Raw genomic sequence first — 20,127 nt, forward strand, 5'->3', positions numbered from 1 at the left:
AGTCCCTCCATTATAAAAAGATTTCATCTAGCTGATTAAATAAGGATATAGTTTCAAATGGTTTCTGGAGAAAATATTTGTACTTGTTAAGCATGGCGGTCTCACCGCTGTGGAATTCTCCGTAGCCTGAGGTAAAAATCACAGGAAGATCCTGCCGAACGTCGGTCATTTGTTCAGCCAGTTCAATTCCAGTCATCCCTGGCATGCCGATATCGGTAAGAAGTAAATCGATTTTCTGCGGGTTTTGTTTCCATTGATCAAGAGCCATCTGTCCATTTGAGGCTGATATGACAATATGGCCGGCGTTGATGAGGACTTGTGCGATGATGTTCTGGATCCCTTCCTCATCATCGACGACTAGGATGGTTTTACCGGTTACTCTTTTCAGCCCTGTTTTATCGGGTACTTTGCAAGCGACCGCTTCTTTGTCTGTTAAGGGAAGAAAAATAAAAAACTTGGTGCCGTTCCCAACTTCACTTTGGAGAGAAATATACCCATTTGATTGCCTGACAATTCCATAAATTGTTGACAGACCAAGGCCGGTCCCCTGACCTTGACCTTTCGTTGTAAAAAATGGGTCAAAGATTTTATCTTGTATCTCTTTCGAAATACCGTGACCACTATCTTCAATGGTGATAAGACCGTAGAGCTTCGATGCTTCCTGTGGGAACTGAGCGACTAATTCTTCTGAAAGTCTAGACTGACTGATTGAAAATCGAATTTCCCCAGAATTTTCACCAATCGCATCCCGGGCATTAACAACCAGATTGATCAGTACCTGGTCCAGTTGACTTGAGTCAGCGGTAACAACAATCGGCTTCTCTGCGGCACAGACTGACAACACGATATTTTCACGGAGCAAGCGCTTTAGAAGCTTTTCTGACTCAGCCAAAAAGAGGTTCAAGTTGACCGCTGTCGGTTTTAAGATCTGCTTTCGACTGAAAGCCAAAAGTTGGCGTGTTAGTCCTTCGGCTTTTTTTGCTGCCGTTATTACTGTATTTACATCTTGCACTAATTTCTCATCAGACAAAACTTTTTGTTTCACCAAACTACCGTAACCTAAGATAATGGTTAGGACATTATTGAAATCGTGGGCTATCCCGCCTGCAAGCTGACCTATGGCCTCAAATTTTCTGGTTTCAAGCAGTTGTGCTTCAATGTTTTTTCGTTCATCACTTTCAGCCCTTAACTGCTCAGTTCTTTGCTGAACTTTTTCTTCAAGTGACTCATTGAATTGAGAAATTAGTTCGTTTTTTTCATTCAATTCTTTTTCTCTTGTCTTGAGCTCTACGATTGAATATTCAAGTTGTGATCTTACATTACCAATCTGTTTAAAAACTAAAACTATCAGACCACTGATGACGCTTAGTATGAACAGGGCATCAATCAAGGCCATTTTACTGCTTTTTACCAGCAATGCCTCTCTTTTCTCATGTAAATGAAGTAAAGTTGTTTGCGCGTCAACAGACAGTTTATTCGCATCCTCTTCAATCCTATCGATAAGAAAGCTAAGCTCTTTACCAAATTGGGAAAAATTAAGTCTTGGAGTCTCCTGCACTGTAGATATTTTTTCTTTCAGATCCTGAACTTGTGTGCGCAAAACGAGGGCATCCAGATCATAAGCCCGTATCTGTGGTGGACGAGAAGAAACGTCCATGTTGGCTTCTTCCAACTCCGAGATATTCGTTGGGATTTTTTTTATCAAAACGCCACCGTTAATCAAGACATCAAGGACTCGATCAATGTCATCTATGATGGCTAACGCGTCTATCAGCAAGAACTGTCCTTGTTCTTTCCCTTCTAACCGATAGAGGCCTATGTTTTGAGCCACCTGAACAAGATCAACAACAACCGTATGACCCAACAACATTTTGGCTTCAGCATTATGGATATCATCGTTAAAGGCTTTATGTTGTTTATCGGTCTCATGATGATTAAAGATATGCCAAGAGAACCCCAACAGGAGAATCAGCAGAATCAGTATGAGTGGTACGTTGCGCTTTATTTTAGATCGTGTTGTCAAGGTTATAGTTTCCTACCAATGCCGTAGTGTACGAACGTTTCTTTGTCTATCTCCGAACCAATAAGATTTAAGGACTGCTCAACCTTGTTGATAACTGAGCCATTAGTTGCGGAACCTAGTACCTTCCAAATGTCTTTGTTGTATAAATTTATTAGTTCAGGAGAAATGATAAGAAAGTTGCCCTTTGTTACGATCAATGCGACCCAGTCATAACTGGCAATCCAAGTTGCGGTAATACTGCCATCGACAAGAGTCTTTTTATATAGACTTCACTCCATGGCAGAGAAATATCTCCAGCACAAATAAGAGTAAAGGTTCGATAAAAGAGTCCTGCCCTTCAACTATGAGTTTAAACTTCTTTTTGATCTTCATAGCGTTTCATGACCCATCTATTGTTCTACAAAATTTAAAAACACCACCTCTACAAACAGAGATGACGTAAAAAATCTCGAACATTTATGGCCATCCTTCAGTCTTTAGCTGCCCTTTTACGGCCCAAGAGAGAGGGGGGATGGATTTGTATCATTTGGTTCCTCTAGTCTTTATCTTATCGATTTTATTAATGTTCACTTTTTCAAAAAACTAAGTGAATAAACGAAAAAGGTCAACAATTCTAATTTACTTTAAGCTTTTGAATGAACTGAGCTAATTTATCCTATAAGTTTAAATTGTCATCAGTATCCTAGATGCTCACGGCTTTATCAAAACTTGGCAGTTATGAAAGCCTGAAATCAACCAACCATAGCGGCGGGTGTCAAGATAGTTGTCGCCTCAATTCATTCATGCCGCTTTTGATCTCAGGTCCTCTTCGGAGGGCCTTTTTTGTTCTGGGTTGAGTCGAACGATCTCAATTGGCGACCAGTTACGAATCTGATTCGCCCAACGCTCAGGTTTGTTTTTCCTAGCCTGCTCGTAAACATCTTTGCGCTTGTTCAGCTTGGCAATATCCTGACCATAATGTCGATCATTCGGAGACACGAAACGAATCTCGCTGTGCAGGTGCTCGGTGTTGTACCAATGAACGAAGACATCGACCCATTCCTGGGCTTCTTTCTCGGTTTCAAACGGCCGCGATGGATATTCCGGCCGATACTTCATAGTTCTGAACAGAGACTCGGAGTATGGGTTATCGTTGCTGACTCCGGGTCGGCTGAACGACGGAACAACGCCGAGTCGCTGGAGCGTCGAGAGCATCGTCGATCCTTTCATCGGGCTGCCGTTGTCAGAGTGCAGGGTTAAGCTGTTTGGGTCAACGCCGTGTCGGTGGAACGCTTTGACGAACAGCAGTGCGCTATTATCTCCGCACTCTTTGGAGAAAACGGTTGCAGCAATGATCTTGCGGCTCCAGACGTCCAGGATCATGTAAAGATAAAAGAACTGACCTCTGATTGTGGAGCGCAAGTAGGTAATATCCCAAGACCACACCTGACACGGTCCAGTTGCCGTTTTCTCTTTCGGGCGACGGTGTGTTGCCGGGCGACTTCGTTGCCGATGGGACAGTTGATTCGTCTCTCGCAAAATTCGGTAAAAGGTCGACTCCGAAGCCATGTACCTGCCTTGATCAGCGAGCCGGGGAACGATCTGCTTCGGAGACAGTTCCCGATACATTGGCGAATTGGCCACCGATAAAACCTGCTGCCGTTCGGCGGGAGTCAGTTTGTTTGCCGGTGCGGTCAGGGGACCATGTCGCTTATCATCCCCTCCTGACTGGAGCCGCCATCGCTGTACAGTGCGAACCGTCAGCCCCAAGACTTGGGCGGCCGGATTCAGTCTGGAACCCTGGGTGACTGCATCATCAATCAATCCAAGAACCCGTTGCCGTTCTAACTGCCCGTGTCGTCGTCCTCGTCCCCCCAGATTTCCTGGGCTTTTTTTTTGAGAACCAGCAAGGCCGCTGTTTCAGCCAAAGCTTTTTCTTTACGTCTGAGATCCTTTTCCAACTCCCGAACACGTTTACTTTCTGAAGCATTCTTTTTGTTTTGCACCGGAATGGGCTTCAACCCAGACAGCATCTGTTCGCGCCACTGTTGTAAATGGGCTTCATGCAGACCTTTGTTGCGCAAAAAGGCACCCAGTTCTGCATCGGTTAACGACGCTGCTTCAAGTACAGCTGCCAGTTTCTCTTCGGGATTCCAGTCTTGTGGTCGTTTCATTTTAATCGGCTTTGGCAGGCAAATGGGTTCAACTTCTGGAACGTCGGGCTCAGACTCTACCGTTGCGGCGGCTTTTACCCATCGGTAAATGGATGCAAGAGAAGCATCGAACTCTTTCGCCAAGGCTTCAAGAGTAGGAGCATTAGGGCCAGTTGCCTTCTGAACCACAATGGCTCGGTATGCTTTGTTATACATGTTCCTCCAAGCTGCCCCCAATATCTTTTTTTGGAGTTCAGTTAGAGGCGACAACTATCCTGGCACAGGGGGGTTATTCAAAGGTATGGAAAATCATAAATTTGCATGTTTTCTAATTTCAGAAGACGCTTCGAGATTGACCTTATAACATCAAGGGTATTCAAACCTTCATCCTTTGACCTTTGACCTCTCAGGGGGAAATTTAATAATCGTAATTCATCTTTGAGAGTCAAAAATAGAACGTGCAGGCCGTTTCTCATAAGTAGTAAGTTATGGCAGTTCTAGGGTCTCTTTCCAGTGCCCACTTTCAGCAAGTGTGGGGAGCCATAAAATACAGGGACTTACGGCTTTGAGCTGTGAGTCCCTTTTTTATTTTGGGGTTTGTCCCTACACTGTCCCAACTTTTAGGTTTTTGTCGTTTTACGTTGCCTCTTTTTCAGGTTTTTCTTTCTGCGCTTTGATTGATTCAATAATCCCCCACCTGAAATCCTCAAATATCTTATTGGCTCTTTCTGTCGTCAGGTTATGGGCTTCAACTTTTACACATAAGCCAATCCACATGGCATGAAGAGCAGCGACAATATCAGAGTCGGGGTTCTCTGCAAGCATGTTGTCCCACTTCTGAAGTTCAACCGGATCTTTGCAAAACTTATTATCGTACTTGTCTACAGCTCCAGCGTAGAGGGGAAATAACAGACAAACCATCAATAACGTCATTTTCATATAATCCCTCTTTTATCTCTTGATCCTTATACCTAAAGCACTGAGTAAATTCATTTAGTAGGAACTTCACTGGTGATAGTAACTCAAACTTGGTTCGGCAGTCATTTAAGTTTTGCCTCGATCAGAACTTCTATAGATATTTGCAAATATGATTTGACCGGAGGCCTGTTAACGAAGTGTTGACAGCAATTGATCGCTTTTGGAATCAGTCACACCTGATAACATCAAATACAGCTCCGTCCTGAACACCCAGCAAAACTGAAACTCATTTCCTCGTCGTGCCGATTGACTATACTACTCCAGTGGGGCAATATCTGATATTGCCTGTCTATTGGAACCACACGACTTCTAGAAACGGATACAAGATGGAACTCAGTACTGTATTGTTCGCTTTTGGACTCACCTTTTTTGCCGGTTTAGCGACCGGTGTCGGCAGTGCTCTTGCTTTTTTTACACGAAGAACCAACACCAAGTTTCTTTCGGCAGCACTGGGCTTCTCTGCCGGGGTAATGATCTACGTCTCCTTTATTGAAATCTTTGTAAAAGCGCGTGAAGAATTAATGTCAGCACAGGGAGAAGTGTTCGGTACTTGGATCACTGTCCTCTCCTTTTTTGGTGGCATTGCTCTCATTGCTATAATCGATAGGTTAGTACCTAATTACGAAAATCCGCATGAACTACATTCGATAGAAGAAATGGATAAAAAGCTGGAGTCCCTTCCTGACAATGAAGCCCACGACTTTGGCAAACTGAAACGGATGGGGATGTTCACCGCTTTAGCAATTGGTATCCATAATTTTCCAGAAGGTTTGGCAACTTTTACCGCGGCACTAACTGATCCAAGTTTAGGGATCGCGATTGCTGTGGCGATCGCGATTCACAATATTCCAGAGGGTATCGCTGTTTCAGTACCGATTTATTTTGCAACTGGAAGTCGCGCCAAGGCCTTTAAATTATCATTCCTGTCCGGTCTTGCAGAACCAATAGGTGCGTTAGTGGGCTATCTGATTTTGATGCCCTTTTTATCGCCGACTATTTTTGGCATTTTGTTTGCTGGAGTTGCAGGAATCATGGTGTTTATTTCTCTGGATGAGTTGTTGCCTGCAGCAGAAGAATTTGGCGAACATCATCTTTCAATATACGGGATGATTGCCGGAATGGGAGTGATGGCATTGAGCCTGCTGCTGTTTCTGTAAATGTTATTATTCTCCTCAGACTTCAAGACTCGTAAGATCCGTCCATGTGGATAAAGATACCTCTTCCAGCTTTTTTAACTTCGGCTTACGACCAAACTTTATACCAGCCGCCATTGCTCGCATCCGTCCCTCATTGACTCGCTTGGTGATTAATTCCCGTTCAAATTCACCAATAACAGCAAGAACATGGAAGATTAACCGACCTGTCGGAGTTGAGGTGTCTAACCCCGGATCAAGAACTTTTAGATCACAGTTTTTATCCTGCAGCATCTGGGTGATCGGCATCAGATCGTGAACTGAACGAGCAAGACGATCCAGCTTGGTGACAACAAAGACGTCACCATTACGGCACATAAGCGAGAGTTTCGTTCAATGCCGGACTTATGACGGGAAAATACGCTTAGAAAAGTTGCTTGAACCAGAAGGATGGCAGGGTCGGAGCCTTTATGACATGACATTTGACAAGGAAGCTATTGAAAACTAAAGATTCTAGTAGTTTATCCTGTTCGACCTTGGGGACAATATAGTTCCTAATATCCTGCCATTACTTTTGGGGCTGAAAACAGGGGAAATCGAACAGTCGCAATCGCGCTTTCGCCGATTTGGCCAGATCGGCTGTATTTAAGACGGGCTTTCTTATCGTCGCCTATGTTTGCCACTACTGAAACCAGGCAACCAGAAGTCCTGCTCCCAGTGATAGCAGCATAGGCCCGGCCACATAGATCCCTGTTTGTCGGTTACCGATTACCCAAGCCATGCCGGATTTAACCAGATTATTGGTGGCAGCCGCAATAACGATACCTAGAACCGCCACATCCATTGCCAGCTCATTATTGGACATGCGGGAAAGAGACAGAGTAATAGCATCCACGTCTGCAATGCCCGAGGTGGCAGCCAACATATAGACACCGGTATCGCCCAACCAGTTTTTAAAAAAGTCGCCAAGAAGCAGAATAACGGTCAGCAGAACCCCAAAAACCAAAGCTGATTTTAAATCAAGCGGGTTCTGCCCGAACGTAGGCTGACTAACTTGGCTTGTTCCGGAATTTCTGCTCCATATTATGATTGCTGGTACATAAAGCAGCACAGTCATCACCGCCACCGGCCAGATCAGGCTCGGTAGAAGGTCGTGATTGATAATGAAACAGTACACCAGTATGCGTGGGAACATAGTGCCACAGGCAATCAGGATTCCAGTGGCAAACTGTGCGTTCAACGCCGGGTGCCGTTTTGCTTGACGAGCAAAATGCAAGGTCAGTGCGGTGGATGAGGTCAGGCCGGAAAAAAGGCTGGTAAAGAGAATACCCTTGCTGGTGCCGGCGACCCGCATGGCGAAATATCCAACGAAAGATATGGATGCGATCATCACTACCATCCACCAGATTTCTTGGGGATTAAGGACACCACCAGGGCCCATTTGTTGATTGGGCAATAGCGGCAACAGCACCACAGAAATAACAAGAAGTTTGAGCCCGGCGTCCAGTTCGTGTGCTTTAAGCTTGTGTACCCAGCTGTGAATTTCTTCCTTGTTGTCCAGAATAATCGCGGTGACCACTGCAGCAGCAGTTGCTATCACCGGGTCGACAGCAACTGCAACGGCACCAAAGCAGAACGTCAGCACCATGCCAATCATACCGGTAATGCTGAAGTTGCGGATGTGATCGAGCCGTTCACTGTAGGCCACGATCGCCATGGCGACTACACTCAGGAGAAGAACAGGAAACGCCCAGACGGTAACTTCCTTAGCCAGAACCACAGAAATTCCGCCCAGAAGGCCAATAAGAGAAAATGTGCGGATACCGGCTATACGCTCACCGGATTTTTGTTCGCGGGCTCCCCAGCCGCGCTCCAGCCCTATGATGGACCCCAGAAGGAGTGCTACAGCAAGATTTAGCGTGGTCTGGTTAGCAGCCAGAAACTGGGATGCAACATCGTCCATGAACGAACTTAACTCCTTTTGATGATTTGCGTTATTAGGACAACAGCCAGCAAAGCTAAGAGGACAGGTGAAGATTGAGAAGCTGTTGCGTCAGTGAGCATTTAAATCTCACTATTATTTTAACACTTAATCAAAACATTTTTTAAACATGAGGACATGATCCATACGCATACGGTACAAAGCTTCTTCTTGAAATAGATTGATCCTCTTGAGCTGCTGATCCTGGTTTAGACCTCCTTGTTATGGGCGGTTAAGGCGTTCCCGTTTGAGGGAATGGGCTTGGTGGGGCGACCCGAACAATACTGGAATCAATGATGCTAGCGGTACCTATGTCACACTAGCATGCTTTTGTAGTACGAACTGATTTGCAAAGGGAGTCAGTAGAAAAATATAGCTTCAGGTCGATATTGATCTCGGTTTTTTATTCATAAAATGAAACAGAGTTCCAGGGACATAATACTTAATTGGCTTGGAATACACGCTCTGAAGTGGTGAAATAGGGGTGCTGTTTTTACCTGCGGGCTCAACACGCAGAAGAAGGAACGGACCATGGCAACAATGAAGTCAAGTGGCGGTGAAGTAGTTTTGTTTCAAGCTGAAGACGGAAAATCCTGTCTTGAGGTGCAGCTTGATCAAGAGACCGTCTGGTGAAATCAGCGCCAGATAGCTGAGCTGTTTGATAAAGATACCGACACTATTGGTTTGCATATTCGTAATCTGTACAAAGAGGGTGAGTTGATTCAGGCGGCAACTGCCGAGGAATCCTCGGTTGTTCAGAATGAAGGTGGTCGTCAGGTCCGCAGAAAAATTCAATTTTATAATCTCGACGTCATTATCTCCGTCGGTTATCGGGTTAAGTCACTGCGTGGAACACAATTTCGACAGGGGGCAACGCGGATACTGCGTGAACATCTTGTCAAAGGCTACACAGTCAACGAGCAGCGTTTGCAAGAAGATGCTGCAAAATTTCGTGAGCTCCAAAAAACAGTCGATTTGCTGACCCGCACACTGAAGACGCAACAACTGGTGACTGACACCGGTGAAGATGTGTTGCGAGTTATCAGTGATGGCAATAAACGTATCGCCGCCGCCCTGTTTGTCTATTTTCTCGTCGCTAATGACATTCTTTACAGACCCGACGGTTCTAAGCGGCTGGCTGATAATGCACTAGTAGCATTGACCCTGCTTATCGCCGAAAGTCGACCTGAAGAGAAAGAGACCATTGTCAAAGTCATCATCACCCTGATCAACTGGAATAACGACTAAATATTATGACCCCGGCAGCAATTGTATCCAAGCTATGGCTTCGACGTGAATTCAGACTTATATATTCAGCCAGGCAATCCACAGCAGAATGCTTATGTGGAACGCTATAATCAGCCCAATATGGCCATTGGAGGAATAACACCCAAGCAAAAGTTGGCAATAGCGGCATAACTCGACTTCAGGCGACTATTAAAAATGGGAGGATTACCGATTCAGTCTTTCCAAATCATATAGTAATCAGGGTCGACTTGATGGATGTAAGGGGCAGCCAAAAGATGCGGCAACTCCTCAATACATTGGTGGCCTTCAAGCATCAGGGGCTTCAATTTTTAAGTTCTCAACCACAACCGATCAACCCTTTTTACTTATCGAGAAATCTATGAAATGCCTTATTTTTATACTGGTCCTACTGGCCGGTTTTATCAACGCTCCGCCGGTCATTGCAGAAGATTTGACTGTTTCACGCGCCGTACTGGAAGACAAAACCGGCACTCTGTCGATCGACGATGTGACTGAACGCGAGTTTTTGCCAACTGGATCCAAGCTTTCCAAAGGCTTCACCACCTCCGTGCATTGGCTGCGCCTCCAGGTCCGCGCGCCAACCAAAGGGAGCGAGGTGGTATTGTTCATTCGTCAGCCGTTTCTCAATGAAATCCGTCTTTATGAGTCCGTTGCAAGCGATCCTCCGAGCTGGAAATCGAGAGTTACCGGCAACTATTACCCTTACGAAGAACGTGATCGAAATCAGCAAACCCTGAGCTTTGTCGTCAATGTAACCGCTCCTGAGACAACTTTTTATCTGCGCCTCAAGACCAGGGGCGCATCGCTATTAAGTGTGGAAGCACTCACCCCCGAAGAAGCCGAACGCAGTGACCACCAGCTTGATCTGCTGGCGGTATTTTTTGTAACCGCCATGCTGTTTCTATTGCTCTGGGCAATCAACAGTTATTGGCTAGACCGGCAGCTGGTCGTGGCCCTATTTGCCATTCACCAAGCTGTTTACACCCTATACGGCCTAGCCATAACCGGTTATTTGGCTCCTTGGCTTCCTAGTGGTTTTCCCCAGCTGGCTGATCTGTCCACCACCGTTCTCTATTGCGCAGTAAACTTTACAACGCTGCTTTTTTGCCGAGAGCTGTTCAAGCCCTATCAACCCGCGCCACTGATGTTACGCGGACTCAACCTCTTTTTGCTGGCATTTCCCCTGCAACTTGCCGCAATGCTTCTGGGCTATACCCCCTTTGCCGTAATTCTCAATGCTCTGCTGCTCAGATTCACTTGGTGGTATTTTGTCATCATGACCTTTACTCTGCGTAAGGAACAATTGCCGAGCCGGCGTATGCTGCAGATCTTTTTTGTTGCGATCACCCTATTTTTTACCATCTTCTGGTTTGTCAGCAGTACGTCGACGAATATGGATAATAAATTATTAGGCCGACAGGTCCTCGTTGTTAACGGTATTTTGATCGGCGGCATATTTGCCATGATCTTAAACTCGCGTTCGCGTCGGTTGCTGCTTGAAGCACAACAGTCGGCTCTGGAATCGGAGGCCAAATCCGAGTTTCTGGCTCTGGTTAGCCACGAGATCCGTACCCCACTCAATGCTCTGGTCGGATTTAGTGCTCTGGCCCGCAAGACAACCGATCCTGCCCAAAAAGATGAATACCACGCTATCCTCGAACAATCGTCCCGCTCGCTGATGGAACTAGTTAACGGTATTCTGGATATGAGCAAAATCGAGGCTGGTCGGATGGAGTTTGAGACCGTGCCGTTCAACTTGCGACAACTTCTCGATAATCTGGAAGAACAATATCAACCTCTGGCTAACCAAAAAACGTTGAAATTCCAGCTTTCTATAACCGACAACGTCCCCGTATGGGTCCTCGGCGATTCGATCCGGCTTCGCCAGATTCTCGCCAACCTACTGTCCAATGCAATCAAGTTTACCAATAATGGAGAGGTCTCCTGTCGCGTCAGTGTGCCCGGCCAGACCGATGATGGAGGCCCTTCGTTAGTGCGCTTTGAGGTCAAGGATACCGGAATCGGCATCCCTGATGACAAACGTGACTTGCTGTTCCAGCCCTTCCAACAGCTAGACCCGACGATCTCACGCAAATTTGGCGGTACCGGCCTTGGTCTGGCCATTGCTCGGAATCTGTTAGCAATGATGGAAGGAAGTCTCACTCTGACCAGCTGCGAACAGGTTGGGAGTTGTTTTGTTGTCGAGCTGCCTCTGCCAGAAACTGAAGCACTGCCGGAAACACAGAATACTGTAACGGCGCTACCAGCAATAGGTACGGTCCTGGTGGTTGAGGATAACGAGTTCAACCGCCGACTTTTGGGCGATATCCTGACGAGCTGGAGCCAGCAGGTTGTGCTGGCGATGGATGGTCATCAGGCCCTGCAGTTTATGGAGCAGCAACATTTCGATCTGGTTCTGCTGGATATTCGCATGCCCGGCATTGACGGTATTGAGGTCTCCCAGCGTATCAGGCAGAGAGAAATTGAAGGAGCACAGACACCCGTTACGATTATCGCGATTACCGCTGATATTGATATCACGACGCGCAAATTATGTCTCGCCGCCGGCATCAACGCGGTGCTGGCAAAACCGGTGATTCCCGATCAATTGGCCAGGACCATTGCAGAACACTGCGAAGGAACCATGGCGGTGCCCCCCACAGCTGAACTGCAGCTAAACACGCGGACCTGCCATGACTTGAGGAATAATGCTGAACGCAGTCGGCAGTATCGGAAACTGTTGATGGCCGATATCAACGAAGAACTGAAATGCCTGCAGGCCGCGATGGAACGCGAAGCCCGCGATGAACTGGGTCAGGCAGCTCATACTCTGAAAGGGTTGTGTGGACACCTGGCAGACCAAGAACCAGCGGAACTCGCAGGTTGGCTGCAACTCAATGCCCCGTCTGCTCCTAACGAGCGGCTGCGGCTGGTGATCGAACAACTTCAGTCCAGGTTATCACAGGAGAACAATTCATGAGTCGTGGTGCACAAATACTGGTGGTTGATGACAAACAGAGCTTCCGCTTCATGGTCAAAGGCTATCTTGAGGATGCTGGCTACCAGACCAACTGCGCTGCCCACGGAGTCGAAGCTCTGGCAAAACTTGAGCAGTCCCCCTTTGACCTCGTGCTGTCCGACATGGTGATGCCGGAGATGGACGGAGCCATGCTGCTGCGCAAGGTACGCAGCCTTCATCCACAACTTCCTTTTGTGCTATTCACCGCCCACGGTAGTATCGATAGCGCTGTGGCAGCCATGAAAGAGGGAGCGGCTGACTTCCTGCTGAAGCCACTCAACCAGGCAGAACTGCTGGTGGTGGTTGAACGGCAGCTGGAACATACCTGTTTGCAGGTCAGCTATAACCGGATGCTTGAATCGGAGCAGGAAAAATTTAGTTTTCAGAACCTGTTGAGCACCGCACCAATCATGGGAAGGGTATTGGCTGCAGCTCAGAAGGTGGCAGCCACGCCGCGCACAACGGTGGCCATCTTTGGCGAAAGCGGAGTCGGCAAAGAAGTTCTGGCGCGGGCTGTCCATATTGCATCCAAGCAGGACATGACCCGCTTTGTCGCAATCAATTGTGCGGCCATCCCGGAAACCCTTTTAGAAAGTGAGCTGTTTGGTCATGTGCGGGGGGCATTTACCGGTGCCGACCGCGACCGCCAGGGAAAGTGCAGTCGGGCGGAAGGCGGCACCCTGTTCCTTGATGAAATCGGCGATATGCCACTGTCACTCCAACCCAAGCTGTTACGTCTGCTTGAAGAACGGACCTATGGAAAACTCGGTTCGGATCAACAGGTCAGTGCCGACTTTAGAATTATCGTCGCCACCCACCGTAATCTGGACGAATGTTGTCAGCAGGGTAGCTTTCGGCGCGACCTCTACCACCGGCTGAACATCTTCCCCCTGACCATTCCGCCCCTGCGCGAACGTCGCGAGGATATTCCGCAACTCACCGAACATTTCCTGAATGATTTTCGCCAGCATCTCGGAAAAGCCCTGCCCGGCATCTCGCAAGCGGCCCTGAATCTGATGCTCGACCATGACTGGCCCGGCAACGTTCGCGAACTGCGCAACCTGCTTGAATATGCCTCCATCGTCACCAATGGCGAGCTGATCCAACCGGAACACCTGCGCTTGCAGCTCGCTCCCCTGGATCACGAGGAGAGCGACGCTGGCCGAGTCATGCTCAACTTCAATTTCTCCGCCGAAGAGTTCTCACTTGATGCTGTCAACCGGCGGGTTATCGAATGGGCGCTGGAAAAATGTGACAACAATAAATCCTCAGCAGCACGTCTTTTGAAGGCCTCGCGTAAACTCTTCTACTAAAACCCACTTCGCACACTTGTCCCATATCGAACAGGTTGTCCCAAACGGGACAGCCTGTCTTTTCGTTGGACTTTTAACCTACCGTAATTAAAGCAAACCCATTCTTGGCACGACTCTCGCTACTTATCTTTGTTGCTCCCTACATAAAGGCCATAGCTGTCCCATATCGGACAGATATCTATTGATTGGGGGTAAGCATGTCACTAGAAATCGTTGAGCACGTACTGAGTTGACTGATAACTGACGAACCAGAAGCGTAAAGTATTTCAGGGCAAGGAAGCCCGAATCATCACCCTCACGGAGGACAGTATGTCTTTAACAATTAATACGAATGTCGTTTCACTTAACGCGCAACGGAATCTGAACAGGTCTCAGTCAAAACTCGTAAAATCCATGCAACGGCTCTCCTCTGGTTTTCGCATCAACAGTGCCAAAGACGATGCTGCTGGGCTAGCGATCTCTAATCGCATGACCTCGCAAATTCGTGGACTAAATCAAGCAGCACGAAACGCCCAAGATGCTATCTCTTTAGCACAAACGGCTGAGGGTGCCCTGCAAGAGAGTACCAATATCCTCCAGCGGATGCGTGAACTGGCTGTTCAATCGGCCAATGACACCAACAGCTCCAGCGACCGAACCTCCTTGCAAGCAGAGGTTTCACAGCTAAAAGCCGAGCTAGATCGTATCGCTGAAACCACCGAGTTTAACGGTAAAAAGCTTCTCGATGGCTCAATGAACGATGCGACTTTTCAGGTGGGTGCGAATTCTGGAGTCAGCCAAACAATCTCATTTAGTATTGATAGTGCTAAAACAACCGATCTAGGGAGTGCTGAAGAAACGACCACAGGTGGTGATGATTTTACCGGCACCACTGTCGCTACCGATGCTGCTTTACTGGCAGACACTTTGACAGTTAACGGTGTCGCTGTTGCAGCGGCCACTGGCATAACGGATATTGTTGCGGCAATCAACACCGCGGCAGGAGAAAATATTGCATCGGCCACCAATCAACAAGTTTTTACTTTTGAGGAAGTGATACTTCCGAGAATTGCGGCAGATTCAGCAGCGGCCTCAACGGTACGAGACGGTGACACTTTGACTTCAGAAAAAGCGGAAGTTGAAGTCAACTTTATGGAAGCTATACTAGATGATGGTGACAGCATTACCATTAGTGTTGGCGATGGTGGAAACGATACAATTTCGTACACCAACAATACCGGGGCACTATTGTCGGGAGAGGACTTAGCCACTGCGATTGCAGATAATTACACTTCAACGGGAGCTATTGCGGCTGATTTTACTGTTACTAACGACGACGGCGGAGGTTTCCCGAGTTTTGATTTGACCATTATTCAAAACGTCGCGGCTGATTATACAGTCACAGCCGAAGCCGATGTTTTAACAGGGGACGCTATCATTATTGATCCTGACTCGCGGTACTCTCTTTACGTAGCGGGCAATGGCTGGACGGTCTCCAACGGTATTGGTGCCGCACCTTTTACCGCGGCTGATGCGGTTGAAAAAATTAATGATGGGACTGATCATCATGGTGTTTCTGCTATTCTGAATGATGCGGGTGAAATTGTCCTTTCCTCGGATAACGTTGCAGGCTTTAGCATAAGAGAAAACCACCTTGATGCCAACGGTAACGAAACCACAGGCGGTTTTGTTGGTATTGACTCCACTTACACTGAATACCTTGCCGACAAAATAGCGATCAGCAGTGGGGCAGATGTCGTATTTGATGGCACCGGCATGACTATCGCAGGTTTGGCCAGTGAAAGTGAGGCAACGACGACCACCATTAATGGGGTGGACATCTCAACCCGTGAAGGAGCTGTTTCTGCTATCAGCAGCGTTGACTCAGCTCTGGCTACGATTGGCACGATACGTGGTGAACTGGGTGCAATTCAAAATCGCTTTGCGAGCACCATCTCTAACCTACAGAATGTTTCGGAAAATCTTAGTGCCTCCTGTAGCCGGATTTTAGATGCCGATATCGCCATGGAAACTTCGTCGATGACCAAACAGAACATTTTACAACAAGCGGGTATCTCCATCCTGTCCCAAGCGAACCAAATGCCTCAGCTGGCGCTGAGTCTGCTTGGTTAGTCACTTAACAAGCCGTCAATGTTTACCCATATACAGCCCCAGCATCAAGATTGTACCTTCCTGACTCATAGTATGGTTCCCCATCTGTCGTAGAAAGCCTTCTACTCAATATCAAATCCTGGAGGAAGATTATCCTGCTCCCCGTCAAAGTGCTGGCATCTAACCTATTAAAGGTTAGCGCCTTGCCTGAATCGAACGAAAAAGAGTTATCATGTCTCGGGAAATATCGTATTCTTCTCGACGCTTGCCAATTTCATTCCCGACAAGGGAATAAATCTTAACAAAACCATAGTGCAATCAAGGGCGACTCGATGGAGTTCAAAGACAAACAGGAAATAAAGGAACTCTTCGATGACTATGTGCGGATGTACGCTTCTCGCGATGATCAACTCACTGATTATTTTAGTGCGGATTTTTCTGGTTTTACCGGTGGCGGTGATTTTCTGGTCAAAGATCGTGATACCTGGGTGGAAATCACACGTCAGGATTTTGCACAGGTTAAAGAGCCGCTACAGATCGAACTTTTGGACCTATCAGTTCAATCGTTGTCCGAGACTCTTGCCGTAGCGACAGGTTTTTTCCATATCCATCTCCCGATCAAAGATGAGATTCTGTCGCGCGAAACAGCCCGTCTGGTCCTGATTTTCCGTCAGGAGTCTCACGGCTGGAAGATCTGCCACAGTAGTATTTCTATCCCTTACAATCTGGTGCGTGACGGTGAAGTCTACCCACTCCAGAAACTGGTGGAGAGTCATCGTGTTCTGGAAGAGCAGGTGGCTGAACGCACCCAACAACTTTCTGAAGTAAATGCAACACTGCAACAGGTCAATGAACAACTGGCACACGAAATTGCAGAACATCAAAAAGCGAATAAGGCACGCCAAGAGAGTGAGGCCCATTTCCGGCTCATTGCCGAAAATGTTTCGGATGTGGTCTGGAAGCTGGATCGTGACTATCGCTTCACTTATATCAGCCCCTCTGATGAAAGACTGCGTGGTTACCGCGCCGACGAAGTTCTCGGTCAGCATATTTTTGAACTTTTTGACGAAGCCGGGGTTGCCACAGTCAAAAAGTTTGCCGCTGCAAGACTGCAGGCCGAATTGCAAGGAATAAACACCGGCAGCATCATGTTTGAGGCGCGTCACCGCTGTAAAGATGGCCGCTGGCTCTGGGTGGAAGTCAGCGCGACTCCAGAGCGTGATGCTGACGGAGCTGTTATTGGTCATTATGGGATCTCCAGAGAAATCACCGAACGTAAGCAGATTGAAGACGAAGTAAGACAGGCCAAAGCGGCTGCGGAAGAAGCCAACAAGGCAAAAAGCCAGTTTCTTGCCAGCATCAGTCATGAAATTCGGACCCCACTCAACTCGCTGCTCGGATTCAGTACCCTGGCCCGCACAACGACCAATCCAGAGAAACTTGATCAGTACCTCAATATTCTTGAACAATCTTCCCGCTCTTTGATGGCACTGGTTAACGATATTCTTGATATGAGCAAGATCGAGGCAGAACGCATGCAAGTCGATGCCGTTCCATTCAGTTTGCAGCAACTGATCAGCCAACTTGAAGACCAGTATCGGCCACTGGCAGAGGGAAAATCGTTAGTCTTCAATGTGGTTGTGAACAGCGATGTGTCGAATTGGTATATCGGTGATCCAGTCAGAGTTCGCCAAATTCTCGATAACCTTTTGAACAATGCGATCAAGTTTACCCACAAAGGTGAGGTGAACTTTACTCTGGGCTTGAATAAATCAGTTGCAGATGTCGAGCAGCAACGACTCTGTTTCGAGATCTGTGATACGGGTATCGGTATTCCGGGTAGTTACCACGATCAGCTCTTTCAACCCTTTCGGCAGCTCGACCCTTCCATCACGCGTCAATTTGGTGGAACCGGCCTCGGATTGGCGATTGTCCATAGTCTGGTTATGCTGATGCAAGGAGAGATCCGGGTCAATAGTCATGAAGGTCTTGGCAGTTGTTTCATCGTCGAGCTGCCACTCAAAGAAACGGAAGTTGTTGCGGAAGATCATATCCTCTCAGCGTTAACGACCCGTGTAAATACCTTGTTAGTCGAGGATAACGAGTTTAATCGCCTCTTACTGGCAGATATCCTCTTGTCCTGGGGGCATCAAGTGGTACTGGCAGAAAATGGTCAGCAGGCGTTACAGCTTGTCGATCATCAAACATTCGATCTGATTCTGTTGGATGTCCGTATGCCGGACATTAACGGTATTGAAGTTGCCCGTCAGATCAGAAAAAATGAACAGGAGCGCGTCGTGTCTCCACTGCCGATTATCGCTATAACCGCTGATGCCGACACTGTTACACGGACTGTCTGTTTTGAGGCCGGTATGAACGCAGTGCTGGCAAAACCCATCATCCCGGAACAATTGGCCCGAACTATTGCGATCCACCTTAATATGCCTCTGACCACCCCAGTTGGGGAAGTTTTGCCCTTGAACGTACAGACGCAAAAAGGTCTGGGTGATGACCCGGTGCGAACCTGCCAATATCACGATTTATTACGCAATGATATCGACGCTGAATTGCAGCGTTTGCATCGCGCCCTGCAACAGCAAAAGCGCAGCGAAATGGAACTCAGTGCTCATACGTTGAAAGGCTTACTTGCACAACTCTCCAATCCAGCCCTTGCCAAACAGGCCAAATGGTTGCAACAGAATGCCGAAGCTCCCTTTGCACAACTGCAACAAGCCGTTGATAAACTGGAATCCGATTGTCAACATTTGACCGGTTGCGGAATTTAAAAAGGTGAAATATATGCAAAATTCCACCCACATACTCGTTGTCGACGACACCCAGAGCTTTCGCTTTTTGCTTAAAAATTGTCTGGATGACGCCGGTTACCATGTAACTTGCGTCGCCAGCGCTGCTGAAGCCTTAACCGAACTGGCTCAAAACCATTATGACATGGTGTTGTCCGATATGGTCATGCCAAAAATGGATGGCCTGGAGTTGCTGCGTCAAATCAACGCGCTCTATCCACAACTGCTCTTTGTCCTCATCACCGCCCATGGCAGCGTCGATAGTGCTGTGGCTGCGATGAAAGAGGGGGCCAGCGAGTACCTGCTCAAACCCTTGAACTGGGATGAATTGTTGTTTAAGGTGGCGCGGTTAGTCGAGTCCGCGCAGCAACAACGTAGCTATGCGCGAATGCTTGCGTCAGATCAGAAAAAGTTCAGTTTTCAGAACATCGTCAGCACCTCACCGACAATGGGGCAGGTGCTCGCTTCAGCGCAACAGGTGGCAACTTCGCCGCAGACGACGGTCTCCATTTTTGGCGAAAGCGGAGTCGGCAAAGAAGTGCTGGCGCGGGCCATTCATATTGCCACTAAAAAGGATATGACCAGCTTCGTCGCGATCAACTGTGCTGCCATCCCGGAAACTCTTTTAGAAAGTGAACTCTTTGGTCATGTGCGCGGGGCATTTACTGGAGCCGATCGCGACCGCCAGGGAAAGTGCAGCCGGGCTGAAGGTGGAACTCTATTTCTTGATGAAATCGGCGACATGCCCCTGTCACTGCAACCCAAGCTGTTGCGCCTGCTTGAAGAACGGGTCTACGAAAAAGTTGGTTCGGATCAACCAGTCAGCGCCAATTTCCGAATTATCGTTGCTACCCACTGTCATCTGGACGAATGCTGTCATCAAGGCCGCTTTCGGCGTGACCTCTACCACCGGCTGAATATCTTTCCCTTAACCATCCCTCCCTTGCGCGAACGGCTTGAAGATATTCCACAACTGACGGAACATTTTCTGACAAGTTTTCGTCAGCACCAGGGCAAAACGTTGCCCGGCATCTCGAAAGCAGCTCTTAACCTGATGCTCACTCACGACTGGCCTGGCAATATTCGCGAACTCCGCAATCTGCTAGAATATGCCGCCATTGTCACGAATGGTGAGTTGATCCAACCGGAACATCTGCGGCTGCAGTCCTCTCCTTTGAGCCTTGATGATAACGGCACAGACCGGGTCATTTTCAACTTCAATTTCTCCGCAGAAGAGTTTTCCCTCGCTGCCATTCATCGCCAGGTCATCGAATGGGCGCTGGAAAAATGTAACAACAATAAATCTTCGGCAGCCCGGCTTCTGAAGGCCTCGCGTAAAATTTTCTATTAACCCCCCCTTTTTTTTTCTCGCGTTTGTCCCATT

Annotated in this window: 12 protein-coding genes and 1 pseudogene; 8 read left to right on the forward strand and 5 right to left on the reverse strand. The window is 47.7% G+C overall.

Going from position 1 to position 20,127, the window contains the following annotated elements; all coding sequences use genetic code 11:
- Window positions 1-10: 10 nt before the first annotated feature.
- The 3 genes from BLU87_RS09060 to BLU87_RS09080 form a co-directional block, all read right to left on the reverse strand.
- Window positions 11-1,870: an ATP-binding protein gene (locus BLU87_RS09060; RefSeq protein WP_139167516.1), complete on the reverse strand. Its 1,860-nt coding sequence runs from the start codon at window positions 1,868-1,870 to the stop codon at window positions 11-13.
- A 933-nt stretch (window positions 1,871-2,803) separates the two neighbouring features.
- Window positions 2,804-4,371 (reverse strand): IS3 family transposase gene (locus BLU87_RS09070; protein ID WP_425429686.1). Its coding sequence is split into 2 segments (ribosomal slippage): window positions 2,804-3,891 and window positions 3,891-4,371, totalling 1,569 coding nucleotides; the frame shifts between segments, so codons are not numbered across the junction.
- A 420-nt stretch (window positions 4,372-4,791) separates the two neighbouring features.
- A complete protein-coding gene (locus tag BLU87_RS09080; protein WP_092347136.1) occupies window positions 4,792-5,094 on the reverse strand; it encodes a hypothetical protein in 303 nt (100 codons plus the stop codon).
- 365 nt (window positions 5,095-5,459) lie between these two features.
- On the opposite strand from BLU87_RS09080, the gene zupT reads away from it, so the two are divergent.
- The gene (gene zupT / locus BLU87_RS09085; protein WP_092347139.1) at window positions 5,460-6,290 is read left to right on the forward strand and encodes a zinc transporter ZupT; all 831 of its coding nucleotides are present in this window, start codon (window positions 5,460-5,462) and stop codon (window positions 6,288-6,290) included.
- Window positions 6,291-6,305: 15 nt separating this feature from the next.
- Here the strand turns inward: zupT and BLU87_RS09090 are convergent, their stop codons facing one another.
- Entirely contained in the window at window positions 6,306-6,644 is a 339-nt protein-coding gene (locus BLU87_RS09090; RefSeq protein ID WP_092347141.1) for a recombinase family protein, read from the reverse strand.
- A gap of 304 nt (window positions 6,645-6,948) precedes the next feature.
- A complete protein-coding gene (locus BLU87_RS09095; protein ID WP_092347144.1) occupies window positions 6,949-8,229 on the reverse strand; it encodes an MgtC/SapB family protein in 1,281 nt (426 codons plus the stop codon).
- A 702-nt stretch (window positions 8,230-8,931) separates the two neighbouring features.
- On the opposite strand from BLU87_RS09095, the gene rhuM reads away from it, so the two are divergent.
- From rhuM to BLU87_RS09125, 7 genes and pseudogenes are all read left to right on the forward strand, one after another.
- Entirely contained in the window at window positions 8,932-9,495 is a 564-nt protein-coding gene (gene rhuM / locus BLU87_RS09100) for a RhuM family protein (RefSeq protein ID WP_245706427.1), read from the forward strand.
- Window positions 9,496-9,874: 379 nt separating this feature from the next.
- Window positions 9,875-12,496: a hybrid sensor histidine kinase/response regulator gene (locus tag BLU87_RS09105; RefSeq protein WP_092347147.1), complete on the forward strand. Its 2,622-nt coding sequence runs from the start codon at window positions 9,875-9,877 to the stop codon at window positions 12,494-12,496.
- Window positions 12,493-13,848 (forward strand): sigma-54-dependent transcriptional regulator, encoded by a 1,356-nt coding sequence (locus BLU87_RS09110; protein WP_092347150.1) that lies wholly within the window; start codon window positions 12,493-12,495, stop codon window positions 13,846-13,848. The genes BLU87_RS09105 and BLU87_RS09110 overlap by 4 nt, the downstream gene beginning before the upstream one ends.
- A 309-nt stretch (window positions 13,849-14,157) precedes the next feature.
- Window positions 14,158-14,568 (forward strand): annotated as a pseudogene (locus BLU87_RS17965) (flagellin N-terminal helical domain-containing protein); the annotation flags it as partial.
- Between the two features lie 1,035 nt (window positions 14,569-15,603).
- A complete protein-coding gene (locus BLU87_RS17970) occupies window positions 15,604-15,960 on the forward strand; it encodes a flagellin (RefSeq protein WP_217637486.1) in 357 nt (118 codons plus the stop codon).
- A 311-nt stretch (window positions 15,961-16,271) separates the two neighbouring features.
- Window positions 16,272-18,725 (forward strand): ATP-binding protein, encoded by a 2,454-nt coding sequence (locus tag BLU87_RS09120; RefSeq protein ID WP_092347156.1) that lies wholly within the window; start codon window positions 16,272-16,274, stop codon window positions 18,723-18,725.
- Window positions 18,726-18,738: 13 nt separating this feature from the next.
- Window positions 18,739-20,094, forward strand: a complete 1,356-nt coding sequence (locus BLU87_RS09125) for a sigma-54-dependent transcriptional regulator (RefSeq protein WP_092347159.1) — start codon at window positions 18,739-18,741, stop codon at window positions 20,092-20,094.
- The last annotated feature ends 33 nt before the right edge of the window (window positions 20,095-20,127 follow it).

This window comes from Desulfuromusa kysingii (assembly GCF_900107645.1).
Taxonomy (GTDB): domain Bacteria; phylum Desulfobacterota; class Desulfuromonadia; order Desulfuromonadales; family Geopsychrobacteraceae; genus Desulfuromusa; species Desulfuromusa kysingii.

What these genes read in the sequence shown, in the direction of transcription:
- BLU87_RS09060 (WP_139167516.1), bottom strand. Translation starts at nt 1,870, where the DNA reads ATGTTGTTGGGTCATACGGTTGTTGTTGATCTTGTTCAGGTGGCTCAA.
- BLU87_RS09080 (WP_092347136.1), bottom strand. Translation starts at nt 5,094, where the DNA reads ATGAAAATGACGTTATTGATGGTTTGTCTGTTATTTCCCCTCTACGCT.
- zupT (WP_092347139.1), top strand. Translation starts at nt 5,460, where the DNA reads ATGGAACTCAGTACTGTATTGTTCGCTTTTGGACTCACCTTTTTTGCC.
- BLU87_RS09090 (WP_092347141.1), bottom strand. Translation starts at nt 6,644, where the DNA reads ATGTGCCGTAATGGTGACGTCTTTGTTGTCACCAAGCTGGATCGTCTT.
- BLU87_RS09095 (WP_092347144.1), bottom strand. Translation starts at nt 8,229, where the DNA reads ATGGACGATGTTGCATCCCAGTTTCTGGCTGCTAACCAGACCACGCTA.
- BLU87_RS09105 (WP_092347147.1), top strand. Translation starts at nt 9,875, where the DNA reads ATGAAATGCCTTATTTTTATACTGGTCCTACTGGCCGGTTTTATCAAC.
- BLU87_RS09110 (WP_092347150.1), top strand. Translation starts at nt 12,493, where the DNA reads ATGAGTCGTGGTGCACAAATACTGGTGGTTGATGACAAACAGAGCTTC.
- BLU87_RS17970 (WP_217637486.1), top strand. Translation starts at nt 15,604, where the DNA reads ATGACTATCGCAGGTTTGGCCAGTGAAAGTGAGGCAACGACGACCACC.
- BLU87_RS09120 (WP_092347156.1), top strand. Translation starts at nt 16,272, where the DNA reads ATGGAGTTCAAAGACAAACAGGAAATAAAGGAACTCTTCGATGACTAT.
- BLU87_RS09125 (WP_092347159.1), top strand. Translation starts at nt 18,739, where the DNA reads ATGCAAAATTCCACCCACATACTCGTTGTCGACGACACCCAGAGCTTT.